Genomic DNA, 12,554 nt, shown 5'->3' with positions numbered 1-12,554 from the left:
GTTTTTTAAAAACGCCCACCGTCTCCCGGCGGTTTTGGGCGGGAGTCTGCCATGAGTTTTGAAGCCTTCGGTCAGCCATTGCTGACCTTCCCCGACGCCGAAAAAAGCCCCCTGAGCATTCGCGCCAAGGCGCTGGTGTTTGTCGATCCGCGTTCCCGTCAGTTACGCCAGGAGCTGGAGCTATTGGCGCCGCGCTCGATCTCGGTGTTGATCCGTGGCGAAACCGGCAGCGGCAAGGAGTTGCTCGCACGGCACATCCATCGTGCGAGTGATCGTGGCGGGTTGTTCGTCTCGGTCAACTGCGGCGCGATCAGTCCGACCTACGCCGATGCGGAATTGTTCGGTTATGCCGCTGGCAGTTACAGCGGTTCGGCCAGCAGTCGCGCGGGCTGGTTCGGTTCTGCCAACGGCGGGACGCTCTACCTGGATGAGATCGGCGACTTGCCGCTGCCGATCCAGATCAAATTGCTCGCGGCGCTGGAAAACCACGAAGTCACCCGTGTCGGCGCTCACCAACCGAGCCCGGTGGACGTACGCCTGGTGGCGGCTACCAGCATCGACCTGGCCCAAGCGGTGGCCGCCGGAAAATTCCATGAGCGACTCTTCCACTACCTCAGCGAAGGCCAGCTTGAACTGCCAGCCTTGCGTGAACGAGTGGGCGATATTCTGTCGCTGTCCGAATATTTCCTCGGCATCTATAGCCAGCGCCTGGACCTGCCAGTGCCGCTGATCAGCGAAGCCGCGCAGCATCTGTTAGAGCAACACAGTTGGCCGGGCAACACCCGGGAGCTGGAAAACGTCATTCACTTTGCGTTGCTGGTCAGCACCGGCGATGAGATTTTGCCCGAGCATTTGAATCTGCCTGAAGCGCCTGCGTCATTGGTGCAGATTGAGCGGCAACTGAAGCAAATCCTCGGCAATGGTTCCATCGCAGAGAAAGAAGCCTTGAAACAACTCCTCAAAAACACCGCGCTCTTGTAGGAGCAAGGCTTGCCCGCGATAGCGTTCTCCAGACAGAGCACGTCGCTAGAATCGCGAGCAAGCTTTGCTCCTACGGGTAGATGCGTGAGTTAGAGCTGTATGAACAAAATGGAATATGAAAGTGAATAAAAGATATTGTTCGGGAATAAAAAATCCCGGTATCGTCCGCGTCACGCCAGCGATAGCACTTCACTGGCACCTGTACTAAACAAGCCGTCGTCGATGACGACCGTGATTTTCGATAAGGACACTGCATGAAAAAGGTTCTGTTGTTCACCGCATTGGCGGCTGCCCTGACCGCGGGCCTGGCCCAGGCTGGCGAGAAACTGGTGGTGGCGGCGACCCCGGTTCCACACGCCGAGATTCTGGAACTGATCAAGCCAACCCTCGCCAAAGAAGGCGTGGACCTGGAAATCAAAGTCTTTACCGACTACGTTCAGCCGAACGTACAGGTCGACCAGAAGCGTCTGGACGCCAACTACTTCCAGACCCTGCCGTACCTGAAAAGCTTCAACGAAGGCAAAGGCACTAACCTGGTGACCGTGATCGGCGTGCACGTCGAACCCTTTGGCGGCTACTCGAAGAAAGTCAAAACCCTGGCTGAGCTGAAAGACGGCGCAACCATCGCGATCCCGAACGAAGGCAGCAACAGCGGCCGCGCCCTGATCTTGCTGCAGAAAGCTGGCCTGATCGAGTTGAAAGACCCGAAAAACGCCTTGGCCACCCCGAAAGACATCGCCAAGAACCCCCACAACTTCAAGTTCAAGGAACTGGAATCGGCCATGCTGCCGCGTGTTCTGGACCAGGTCGACCTGGACATGATCAACACCAACTACGCGCTGGAAGCAGGTCTGAACCCGGCTAAAGACGCGCTGGTGATCGAAGGTGCAGATTCGCCTTACGTGAACTTCCTGGTGGCTCGTCCGGACAACAAGGACAGCGTAGCTATCCAGAAACTGGCCAAAGCGTTGACCAGCCCGGAAGTGAAAGCATTCATCGAGAAGAAGTACAGCGGCGCGGTATTGCCGGCGTTCTGATTCGACGCAGCATCAAACCCTTCAAGGTTTCAAACGCCGACGGCTGACACAGCGTCGGCGTTTTTTTGTTTGAGGACGGAAATTTTCGAGCATTGGTCTGGCTTTAGAACCCCCCCTCACCCCAGCCCTCTCCCCACAGGGGAGAAGGGGAAAGGGAGCCGATCTTTGTGCTTTTCAAAGCCTGAGTTCGACCCGGAATTGCAGGTCGCAGAATTTCGAACAAACACATCGGTCAGTCCCCTCGCCCCACGGGGGGAAAGGGAGCAGATCTTTGTGCTTTTCAAAGCCTGAGTTCGACTCGGAATTGCAGGTCGCAGAATTTCGAACAAACACATCGGTCAGTCCCCTCGCCCCTTGGGAGAGGGTTAGGGTGAGGGGAGGTTCTAACTACCCCCGCGTATTCAACGCCCTGCGCAACGCCATCAACAACTTCACGATGTCCTGCGGATCCAGCCGCTGTGGCATTTTTACGTCAGCCATTTTTCTCTTCCTTGTGATGGTTCGGCCGGGGAGTCTGGCCAAAAGCAGTGCATCCTTGGAGGGGTAATCCGAAAAAAAGATCCTTCCTACAGCGCAAAGAAAAATAGTCGTCTTCCGCTGCCGCAGCAAATGCGGAGGATAGTTTTTTGCGTCAAGATTTGCGTCCGTCCCCGATCAAATGTGGGAGCGGGCTTGCTCGCGAATGCTTTTTGTCAGGCGCAGATCAATCCGGCCAATACCATGCCGGTTCATCCAGCATCCGCTGCCCGACAATCCCCGTCTGTCCCAATGTCTTCTCCAACACAATGCAATTGCACTCCGGGTCCTCCTGCACCGCCGAAATCAGCCGCCGGGCATGAGAAACCACCCACACCTGACACTGCTCGGAAGCGTGAATAATCAACCGCGCCAACGCCGGCAACAGATCCGGGTGCAAACTGGTCTCCGGCTCGTTCAACACCATCAGCGTCGGCGGCCTGGGCGTCAGCAGCGCTGCGACCAGCAGCAAATAGCGCAGCGTCCCGTCCGACAACTCGGCCGCCGACAAGGGCCTCAACAAGCCTTCCTGATAAAACTCGATGGCAAAGCGTCCACCGGGCAGCGATTCGATGTTCAGTCTCGCGCCGGGGAAGGCGTCGCTGATGGCCGCTTGCAGCGCCTCGGGGTCGCCGATTTCGATGATGGTCTGCAAGGCTGCCGCCAGATCGCGACCGTCGTGGTGCAGCACCGGCGTGCGGGTGCCGAGTTGCGGTTGGCGCACGGGGGCATCGGTGTCACTGCGAAAGTGATCGTAGAAGCGCCAGCGACGGATGAACTCACGCATTTCCAGAACCTCTGGCGAAGTACGCAAGCTGCCGACCTGATCGAACAGGCTGTCAAAAGTCGGTGTGTGCTGGGCCAGCACGTCCCAGCTGCGGTTGGCTCGGGCACGGATCATAGGCCCGTCGCGATCCACCAGCAGGCTCGCCGGACGATAAAACGGCCCGGCCCAGACGCATTCGCGTTTGATTTGCGGGTCCAGGCTGAAACGTGACGCAATGGGTGAACTGTGCCCGGGTAGCATGAAGTGGCCGTTGGAGTCGGGTAGTCCGAGGCTGATCGAGTATCCGAAGTCCTCCCCGGTAAACCCCAGGCGCAGGCGTTTGGCGCCGTGCCGTACACTCGACTCGATCGGGACTTCGCCGTTACGCATTCGTCGGCTGATGTTTTCCGGGCCGGCCCAAAAGGTCGAATCCAGCCCACCTTCGCGGGCCAACGCATTGACCACGCCGCCCTGAGCGGTTTCCGCCAGCAGGCGCAGCGCGCGGTAGAGGTTGGATTTGCCGCTGCCGTTGGGGCCGGTGATCAGGTTCAAGCGACCCAGCGGAATCACCAATTTATTGATCGAGCGGTAATTGGCCACCGCGAGGGTTTTGAGCATGGGAAGCTTCCTGCTGCATGGCTCGCCAGTTTGCCTTATTGTCGGAAACACTGTGATCCCCTGTACCCGCTGACGAAACCCCTGTGGGGGCGAGCCTGCTCGCGATGGCGGTGTATCAGCCAACATTAATGCCAACTGAAACACCGCCATCGCGAGCAGGCTCGCTCCCACAGGGGCTTCGTCAGCTGCTACAAGGATCGCGGCGTGATCGCTTTATTTGAAGCAGTCAGGCGCACCCTTGGAACCCTGTTCTACGCTCACAGTCGTATCGCCATTGGCACGTTCGTGCAACGCAAAGGAGTCTGCATGGTGGGTCCCGGATTGAAAACAGTGGTTGGCCTGAGCCTCCTTGTTCTGCTGAGCGCCTGTGACGATAAAAAACCGGTCGAAAAGGACCGTCCGCGGGTATTCGTACAAGAGGTAAAACCTGCGGATTACGCGGCGACGGTGACCCTGACCGGTGATGTTCAGGCACGGGTCCAGACCGATCTGTCGTTCCGCGTTGGCGGCAAGATCATCCAGCGTATGGTCGATGTCGGTGATCGTATTTCGGCCAAACAGGTTCTAGCCAAGCTCGATCCCAAGGACCTGCAAACCAACGTCGACTCGGCCCAGGCGCAGGTTGTTGCCGAACAGGCCCGGGTCAAACAGACCGCCGCCGCTTTCGTTCGCCAGCAAAAACTCCTGCCCAAGGGCTATACCAGCCAAAGCGAGTTCGATTCCGCCCAAGCCGCCTTGCGCAGCAGTCAGAGTGCGCTGACTGCCGCTCAGGCGCAGTTGGCCAACGCCCGGGAACAACTGGGCTACACCGCGCTGATTGCCGACGCGCCGGGGGTGATTACCGCGCGTCAGGCCGAGGTCGGCCAGGTGGTGCAGGCCACCGTGCCGATTTTCAGCCTGGCCCGGGACGGTGAGCGCGACGCCGTGTTCAACGTCTACGAATCGCTGCTGAAAGAGCCACCAGAGGATAAAACGGTGGTCGTCAGCCTGCTCGACAACCCCGCGATCAAAACCACCGGCACCGTTCGGGAAATCACCCCGGCCGTCTCCGCGCAGACCGGCACGGTGCAGGTCAAAGTCACGCTCAATGGACTGCCGGAAGGCATGCAGCTCGGTTCGGTGGTGAGTGCCACGGCCAAGACACCAGGCAAGTCGGCGGTCGAACTGCCCTGGTCGGCACTGACGAAAAATCTCAGCGAGCCGGCGGTGTGGCTGGTGGACGACGAGGGCAAGGCACAGCTGCACACCGTCACCGTCGGCCGCTACTTGACGGGCAAAGTGATCATCAGCGCCGGCCTGAAGGGTGGCGAAAAAGTGGTCATCGCTGGCGGCCAGTTGCTGCACCCTGGCGTGAAGGTGGAAATCGCCGAAGACACCTATAAGGATTTAGCCGCGGGAGCCCAGCCATGAAGCGTCTGTTACTGGTATGCGCCAGTGTGATGCTGGTGGCCTGCTCGAAAAAGGAACCGCCGCCGGAGCCTGTGCGTCCGGTGCTGTCCATCAAGGTCCAGTCCCTGGACGAAGAAAGCCTGGGCCGCTTCGCCGGCAGTATCCAGGCCCGGTATGAAAGCAATGTCGGGTTCCGGGTGCCGGGGCGCATTGCCAGCCGTCATGTCGATGTCGGTGCCGAAGTCGAAAAGGGCGCGTTGCTCGCCACCCTCGATCCCACCGATCAGCAGAACCAGTTGCGCTCCGCCCAGGGTGATCTGGCCAGCGTCCAGGCGCAACTCATCAACGCCCAGGCCAACGCCCGGCGTCAGCAGGAGTTGTTTGATCGCGGAGTGGGCGCCCAGGCGCAACTCGACATCGCACAAACCGATCTCAAAACCACCCAGGCCTCCCTCGATCAAGCGAAGGCTGCGGTCGATCAGGCCAAGGACCAGCTCAACTACGTCGAACTGCGCGCCGATCACAAAGCCATCGTCACCGCGTGGAACGCCGAAGCCGGGCAAGTCGTCAGCGCCGGCCAGCAAGTGGTAACCCTGGCGCAGCCGGACATCAAGGAAGCCGTAATTGATCTGCCGGATACTTTGGTCGACCAGTTGCCGGAAGACGTGGTGTTTCAGGTGGCTGTCCAACTCGACCCGAGCGTCACCACCACCGCCATCATTCGCGAAATCGAACCCCAGGCGCAAAGCGCGACCCGCACCCGTCGCGCTCGCCTGACACTGACCGACACGCCACCGGGTTTTCGCCTGGGCACGGCCATCAGCGTGACCCTCAGCTCCGCGATCAAGCCGCGTATCGAACTGCCCCTGACCGCGCTTCAGGAGGTCGATGGCAAACCGCGGATCTGGGTCATTGATCCGCAGACCCAAACCGTTTCCCCGCGAGACGTCAGCCTGATCAGCCGCACTGACTCAACGATGGTCCTGGCCAATGGCGTGAAGTCCGGCGAGCGGGTGGTCAGTGCCGGCGTGAACAGCCTGAAACCGGGCCAGAAAGTAAAAATCGATGAGGACAGCCCGCAATGAAAGGGAGTTTCAACTTATCCGAATGGGCCCTCAAGCATCAGTCGTTTGTCTGGTATTTGATGTTCGTCGCGCTGCTGATGGGCGTGTTCTCGTACCTGAACCTGGGCCGCGAGGAAGACCCGTCGTTCACCATCAAAACCATGGTGATCCAGACCCGGTGGCCGGGCGCGACCCAGGAAGAAACTCTCAAGCAGGTCACTGACCGGATCGAGAAAAAACTCGAAGAGCTCGACTCGCTCGACTACGTGAAAAGCTACACCCGCCCCGGCGAGTCGACGGTCTTCGTAAACTTGCGTGATACCACCAGCGCCAAGGACATCCCGGAAATCTGGTACCAGGTGCGCAAGAAGATCAACGACATTCGCGGCGACTTCCCTCAAGGCCTGCAAGGGCCGGGATTCAACGATGAATTCGGTGACGTGTTCGGCTCGGTGTACGCCTTTACCGCCGACGGTTTGTCGATGCGCCAATTGCGCGATTACGTCGAGCAAGTCCGCGCCGAGATCCGCGAAGTGCCGGGGCTGGGCAAGGTCGAGATGGTCGGCGAGCAGGATGAAGTCCTCTACCTGAACTTCTCCACCCGCAAACTGGCGGCGCTGGGCATCGATCAGCGTCAGGTGGTGCAGAGCCTGCAATCGCAAAACGCGGTGACCCCGGCCGGTGTGATCGAGGCCGGTCCCGAGCGGATTTCCGTGCGCACGTCGGGGCAGTTTGTCTCTGAGAAAGACCTGGAAAACGTCAACCTGCGGCTCAACGATCGCTTCTACCGCTTGGCCGACGTCGCCGAGATCAGCCGTGGTTACGTCGACCCGTCAACACCGGAATTCCGTTTCAACGGCCACCCGGCTATCGGCCTCGCTATTGCGATGAAGAAGGGCGGCAACATCCAGGTGTTCGGCAAGGCGCTGCACCAGCGCATGAATGACCTGACCGCCGACCTGCCGGTGGGTGTTGGCGTGCACAACGTTTCCGACCAGGCCGAAGTGGTGGAAAAAGCCGTCGGCGGCTTCACCAGCGCGTTGTTCGAAGCGGTGGTGATCGTACTGATCGTCAGCTTCATCAGCCTCGGCGTCCGCGCCGGATTGGTGGTGGCCTGCTCGATTCCGCTGGTGTTGGCGATGGTCTTCGTCTTCATGGAATACAGCGGCATCACCATGCAGCGGATCTCCCTCGGCGCGTTGATCATCGCCCTCGGGCTGTTGGTGGATGACGCGATGATCACCGTCGAGATGATGGTCACGCGCCTGGAAATGGGCGATACCAAGGAGCAGGCGGCCACGTTCGCCTACACCTCGACCGCGTTCCCGATGCTCACCGGTACGTTGGTGACGGTGGCCGGTTTCGTGCCCATCGGCCTGAATGCCAGCTCGGCCGGCGAGTACACCTTCACGCTGTTCGCGGTGATCGCGGTGGCCATGATCGTGTCGTGGATTGTCGCGGTGCTGTTCGCCCCGGTGATCGGCGTGCACATCCTCAGCGCCAACGTGAAGCCTCATGACGCCGAACCGGGGCGCATCGGTCGGTCGTTCAATTACGGCTTGCTTTGGGCCATGCGCAATCGCTGGTGGGCGATCGGCATCACCGTTGCCCTGTTTGTGGCGTCGGTGTTTTCCATGCAGTTCGTGCAGAACCAGTTCTTCCCGTCTTCGGACCGCCCGGAAATTCTCGTCGACCTGAACCTGCCGCAAAACGCTTCGATCGCCGAAACCCGCAAGGCGGTGGACAAGCTGGAGGCGACGCTCAAGGACGACCCGGACATCGTGCGCTGGAGCACCTACATCGGCGAAGGTGCGATCCGTTTCTACCTGCCCCTCGACCAACAATTGCAGAACCCGTACTACGCGCAATTGGTGATCGTCAGCAAAGGGCTGGAATCGCGCAACGCGCTTAGCCAACGCTTGCGCGAGCGCCTGCGCAAGGATTTTGTCGGTATCGGCAGCTACGTCCAGGCGCTGGAAATGGGCCCGCCGGTGGGGCGGCCGATTCAGTACCGGGTCAGCGGCAAGGACATCGATCAGGTGCGCAAACACGCCATCGCCCTGGCCACCGAACTGGATAAAAACACCCACATCGGCGAGATCATTTACGACTGGAACGAACCGGGCAAAGTCCTGCGCATCGACATCGCGCAAGACAAGGCGCGGCAATTGGGACTGTCGTCAGAAGACGTGGCCAATCTGATGAACAGCATTGTGGTCGGTGCGCCAGTGACTCAGGTCGATGACGATATCTACCTGATCAACGTGGTGGGGCGTGCGGAAGACGCCGAACGCGGCACCCCGGAAACCCTGCAGAATTTGCAGATCGTCACGCCGGGCGGCACGTCGATTCCGCTGCTGGCGTTCGCTTCCGTGCGTTATGAGCTTGAGCAGCCGCTGGTCTGGCGCCGAGACCGCAAACCGACCATCACCATCAAGGCGGCGGTGCGCGATGAGATTCAGCCGACCGACCTGGTGAAACAACTCCAACCCGACATCGATAAATTCGCCGCCAGTTTGCCGGTGGGCTACAAGGTCGCCACCGGCGGCACCGTCGAGGAAAGCGGCAAGGCCCAGGGGCCGATTGCCAAGGTCGTGCCGTTGATGCTGTTTTTGATGGCGACCTTCCTGATGATCCAGTTGCACAGCGTGCAGAAGCTGTTCCTGGTGGCCAGTGTCGCGCCGCTCGGCTTGATTGGCGTGGTGCTGGCGCTGATCCCGACGGGCACGCCGATGGGCTTTGTGGCGATCCTGGGGATTCTGGCGCTGATCGGCATCATCATCCGCAACTCAGTGATTCTGGTGACACAGATCGATGCCCTGGAGAAGGACGGTCATGCACCGTGGGATGCGGTGGTGCAAGCCACGGAGCATCGCCGCCGGCCGATTCTGCTGACGGCAGCGGCAGCGAGCCTGGGGATGATTCCGATCGCCCGGGAAGTGTTCTGGGGGCCGATGGCCTACGCGATGATTGGCGGGATTATTATTGCGACATTGCTGACGTTGCTGTTTTTACCGGCGCTGTATGTGGCCTGGTACAAAATTCGCGAACCGAAAAAAGAAGCGCAGTAATTGGTGCGTTGATCGTTCCCGAGTGACGTTTGGGAACGGTCCTACTTACATGGCCGGTGCGTTGCTGTACGGTCCCTTTTCAAATGGAGGAGGGGCTTCGATGTCACCGATGACCTATTGTCTGCGCTATGTGCTGTTGCTCGGCGCTCTGTTGTGTTCACCCCCGACGCTGGCCGGCAATGTGCTGGAAAATTCGCTGTGGCGTGTCGAGCTCGATCCCGCCACGCTGGCGATTCGCGTCACCCCCGCACAACATTCGCCAGTGCAAGCCTCGTCGGGCGTTACCGGGTATAAGGTCAGCAACCTCAAGCAAAGCGCCAATCGCATGGACTGGCAGTGGGATGACGGCGCCTGGACGCTCAGTGCCGCCCTCGATCAGCGTGACCTGTCCCTGTCCATCACCGCTCGGGATCCTGGTGAGCTGAGCTTTCTGAAACAGCCTGGCAGTTCTATGGGAAAAGGGCTGATCTGGCCGCTGGCCGAGGGGCGTTACGTGCCTGCCGGTGATCCGCTGTGGCAAACCTTTCTGCTCGATCAGGGGGCGTTCAATACCACCCAAGACCTGAGTCTGCCGCTGTGGGGCGTTGATCACGGTGGCTTCACGCTGAACTGGCTGATGACCAACCCTTACAACAATCGCCTGATCTTCAGCGCCGAAAACAACACCCTTGCTCTGACTGTCCATCATCAATTCACCTCCCTTGAGCCCAATGCACCGCTGACTTTCCAGCTGTCGTTGGGTGATGTCGATCTGTTGGCGGGTGCCAGGCGCTATCGGAAATGGTTGGTCGACAGCGGGCAATACGAAACCTTGAGCGACAAACTGCTGAAGACTCCCGAAGCCAAAAAGCTCCTGGGCGCCAGTCATGTTTATCTGTGGGGTAACGACCTGCTCGGACCGGAAGATGTTCGGAGTTGGCCAGCCTTGCTGAAAGGATTGCGCGGCAACGGCGCACTGGCCAGTGAGTTACGTACGAGTTTTGATGCTGAAAGCTCGCAGTTACTGGCCCGGGCTGAGCCACCGCTTGATCGTTACCAGCAAGTCACGTTGCTACGCAGCCTCAATGCTGCGCTCAACAGGAAGGCCCGCAGCGGCTGGCAGTCTGTGGTCGAACCGGACATGCAAAAACTGGCTGACGGCTACGGCGTGTTACGTGCAGAGCTGGCGGTGGCGTTCTCCGATGCTGTGACGGCAACCCCGGAACGCTGGGGCAATACCTTGTCACTCACGACGATCGAACAACTGAAAGCTGCAGGCTTGTCGCGATTATGGTTAGGCCTTGGCGAGGGTTGGGAAGGTGGTCTCTGGCACCCTGAAACGGTGCGTCAAGGTGTTGCCGCAGGTTACCTGGTGGCACCCTATGATTCCTATGAGACGGCGCTGACCATTACTGAAAACCCGGACTGGACCACCGCGCATCTGGGCTCCAGAGCCAATCAGGAATGTGCGGTCGTGCTGGAAACCGGGACGTTCAAAAGCGGGTTTCAGCAATCGGGGCATTACACCGATCCGCGTTGTGTTCGGCCATTGCTTGAGGCGCGCATCAAGGCTGTACAGAGCAAGGCCGGGTTCAATAGCTGGTTTCTGGACGCCTACGCCACCGGCATGCTGTTCGACAGCTACCGTGTGGGAGCGACCATGACTCAGGCGCAAAATGCCGAGGGCAACATCGATGCCTCGCGCTGGGTCAACGAGACGTTGAAGCTACCGACCGGCTCCGAGGATGGCAACGCCACCACGGCCCAAGGGGTACTGTTTGCCCATGGAATGCAGACACCGGTGATCGGCTGGGGTGATTCGGATATGAGCAAGAATCCGAAGTCGCCCTATTACCTGGGCCGCTGGTTTCCTGATGAACAGCCGCAGGTTTTCTTCAAGACCGTGCCGCTCAAGGAACCCTATCGCACGGTTCACTTTGCTCCGCAAACACGCTTGCCGCTTTATCAGGCGGTGTTCCATGGCTCGGTGATCACCACCCATCATTGGCTGTTCGACAGCCTTAAGTTGAGCAATGTGCGCGCCGAGAATGAGCTGACTCAATTGCTCTACAACGTGCCGCCGCTGTATCACCTGAGTGCGGCGACGCTGAAGCAGCGGTTACCGGCGATTGCGCGTCAGGATGTGTTCTTCCGCCCGCTGCATGAGCGTCTGGCGACTCAGGCGATGACAGATTTTCGTTGGCTGACTGAGGATCGTCAGGTGCAGCAGACAACGTTCGCCGATGGCACCAGGTTGGTGGCGAATTTTGATGTGCGCGAACGTGAGATGGATGGTCGACCGCTGGCCGATCGAAGCATCACCGCGTTTGACGCGAACGGGGGAGTGACAACCTATCAAGTCGCTGTGCAACGTTAGAAAACCGTCGCGAACTTGCTCGCGATTTGCGTCCTGACAGGCTACGCCGGCTTACGCCAGACACTCGCCAGCCAAGGCTGCTGCTCCCGCGGCAGCCCTGCCGGCCGGTAGTAATGCTCCAGCTCCACAAACCCCGCCGCCGTCAGCAATTGCTGCCACGTCTCAAGATCGTGGTACGCCCCATAACGCGGCCCGTTCCAACCCTCCTGATTCTCGCCACGAGGGTTTGAGCTGAACAACACACCACCCGGTTTCAAAGCCCCGTGTAACGCCTTCAACACCCGGGGCAGCTCTTGAGTCGGGATATGAAACAGCGCCGCATTGGCAAAAATCCCGTCAAAGCGCTCGGCCGGTAAATCCAGCTTCAGGAAATCCTGCTGCCAGACTTCACAACCGCTGTCCTGTCGGGCCATCTGCGCAAACTTCTCCGAGCCATCAAGCCCGACAGCGGTATGGCCCATGTGCGTGAAGGTTTGCAAATCACGACCCGGCCCGCAGCCAAAATCGAGGATGTCGAACGGCGCTTCACCCTGAATATGCCGCAGCAACGCATCGATGTTCTGGCTGACATCATGATCGCGAGTCCCTTCGCGAAAACTTTCAGCCACCGAGTTGTAATGGCCCAGGGTGGTGGAGGTGATCTGCTCGAGGTCGGTGGGGGTCTGTTTCATGGTCGGCTGCGCAGGCAATTGGGATTTGCCGAATATACGCCATGAAGCCGGTGACTGCTTCGCAGCCATTCGCGAGCAAGCCCGC

At 59.6% G+C, this 12,554-nt stretch carries 8 protein-coding genes; 6 read left to right on the top strand and 2 right to left on the bottom strand.

Annotated features, from left to right (window positions below):
• Positions 1–51 precede the first annotated feature (51 nt).
• Positions 52–981: a sigma 54-interacting transcriptional regulator gene (locus DFS28_RS09430; protein WP_111449503.1), complete on the top strand. Its 930-nt coding sequence runs from the start codon at positions 52–54 to the stop codon at positions 979–981.
• Positions 982–1,235: 254 nt separating this feature from the next.
• Positions 1,236–2,018, top strand: a complete 783-nt coding sequence (locus tag DFS28_RS09425; RefSeq protein ID WP_010464830.1) for a MetQ/NlpA family ABC transporter substrate-binding protein — start codon at positions 1,236–1,238, stop codon at positions 2,016–2,018.
• Positions 2,019–2,721: 703 nt separating this feature from the next.
• On the opposite strand, the gene DFS28_RS09420 is transcribed toward DFS28_RS09425, so the two are convergent.
• A complete protein-coding gene (locus DFS28_RS09420; RefSeq protein WP_111449502.1) occupies positions 2,722–3,918 on the bottom strand; it encodes an AAA family ATPase in 1,197 nt (398 codons plus the stop codon).
• Positions 3,919–4,224: 306 nt separating this feature from the next.
• Between DFS28_RS09420 and DFS28_RS09415 the strand changes: the two genes are divergently transcribed.
• The 4 genes from DFS28_RS09415 to DFS28_RS09400 all read left to right on the top strand — a co-directional run bounded on the left by DFS28_RS09415 (position 4,225) and on the right by DFS28_RS09400 (position 11,798).
• Complete coding sequence (locus DFS28_RS09415; protein ID WP_111449501.1) at positions 4,225–5,328, top strand: efflux RND transporter periplasmic adaptor subunit; 1,104 nt, start codon at positions 4,225–4,227, stop codon at positions 5,326–5,328.
• The gene (locus DFS28_RS09410) at positions 5,325–6,392 is read left to right on the top strand and encodes an efflux RND transporter periplasmic adaptor subunit (RefSeq protein ID WP_111449500.1); all 1,068 of its coding nucleotides are present in this window, start codon (positions 5,325–5,327) and stop codon (positions 6,390–6,392) included. Before DFS28_RS09415 ends, DFS28_RS09410 begins: the two co-directional genes overlap by 4 nt.
• Positions 6,389–9,442, top strand: a complete 3,054-nt coding sequence (locus tag DFS28_RS09405; RefSeq protein ID WP_111449499.1) for an efflux RND transporter permease subunit — start codon at positions 6,389–6,391, stop codon at positions 9,440–9,442. Before DFS28_RS09410 ends, DFS28_RS09405 begins: the two co-directional genes overlap by 4 nt.
• 100 nt (positions 9,443–9,542) lie before the next feature.
• Complete coding sequence (locus tag DFS28_RS09400; RefSeq protein ID WP_111449498.1) at positions 9,543–11,798, top strand: glycoside hydrolase; 2,256 nt, start codon at positions 9,543–9,545, stop codon at positions 11,796–11,798.
• 41 nt (positions 11,799–11,839) lie between these two features.
• On the opposite strand, the gene DFS28_RS09395 is transcribed toward DFS28_RS09400, so the two are convergent.
• On the bottom strand, positions 11,840–12,469 hold the full coding sequence (locus tag DFS28_RS09395) for a bifunctional 2-polyprenyl-6-hydroxyphenol methylase/3-demethylubiquinol 3-O-methyltransferase UbiG (protein ID WP_111449566.1): 630 nt from the start codon (positions 12,467–12,469) through the stop codon (positions 11,840–11,842).
• Positions 12,470–12,554 lie beyond the last annotated feature (85 nt).

The organism is Pseudomonas sp. 478 (assembly GCF_003254125.1).
Classification (GTDB): Bacteria; Pseudomonadota; Gammaproteobacteria; order Pseudomonadales; family Pseudomonadaceae; genus Aquipseudomonas.
Note: the sequence above shows the minus strand (reverse complement) of the source record. Positions and strands in the feature narration are given on the sequence as shown.

Excerpts from the sequence above, each read along its gene's own strand:
- DFS28_RS09430 (WP_111449503.1), top strand. The coding sequence starts at position 52 with ATGAGTTTTGAAGCCTTCGGTCAGCCATTGCTGACCTTCCCCGACGCC.
- DFS28_RS09425 (WP_010464830.1), top strand. The coding sequence starts at position 1,236 with ATGAAAAAGGTTCTGTTGTTCACCGCATTGGCGGCTGCCCTGACCGCG.
- DFS28_RS09420 (WP_111449502.1), bottom strand. The coding sequence starts at position 3,918 with ATGCTCAAAACCCTCGCGGTGGCCAATTACCGCTCGATCAATAAATTG.
- DFS28_RS09415 (WP_111449501.1), top strand. The coding sequence starts at position 4,225 with ATGGTGGGTCCCGGATTGAAAACAGTGGTTGGCCTGAGCCTCCTTGTT.
- DFS28_RS09410 (WP_111449500.1), top strand. The coding sequence starts at position 5,325 with ATGAAGCGTCTGTTACTGGTATGCGCCAGTGTGATGCTGGTGGCCTGC.
- DFS28_RS09405 (WP_111449499.1), top strand. The coding sequence starts at position 6,389 with ATGAAAGGGAGTTTCAACTTATCCGAATGGGCCCTCAAGCATCAGTCG.
- DFS28_RS09400 (WP_111449498.1), top strand. The coding sequence starts at position 9,543 with ATGTCACCGATGACCTATTGTCTGCGCTATGTGCTGTTGCTCGGCGCT.
- DFS28_RS09395 (WP_111449566.1), bottom strand. The coding sequence starts at position 12,469 with ATGAAACAGACCCCCACCGACCTCGAGCAGATCACCTCCACCACCCTG.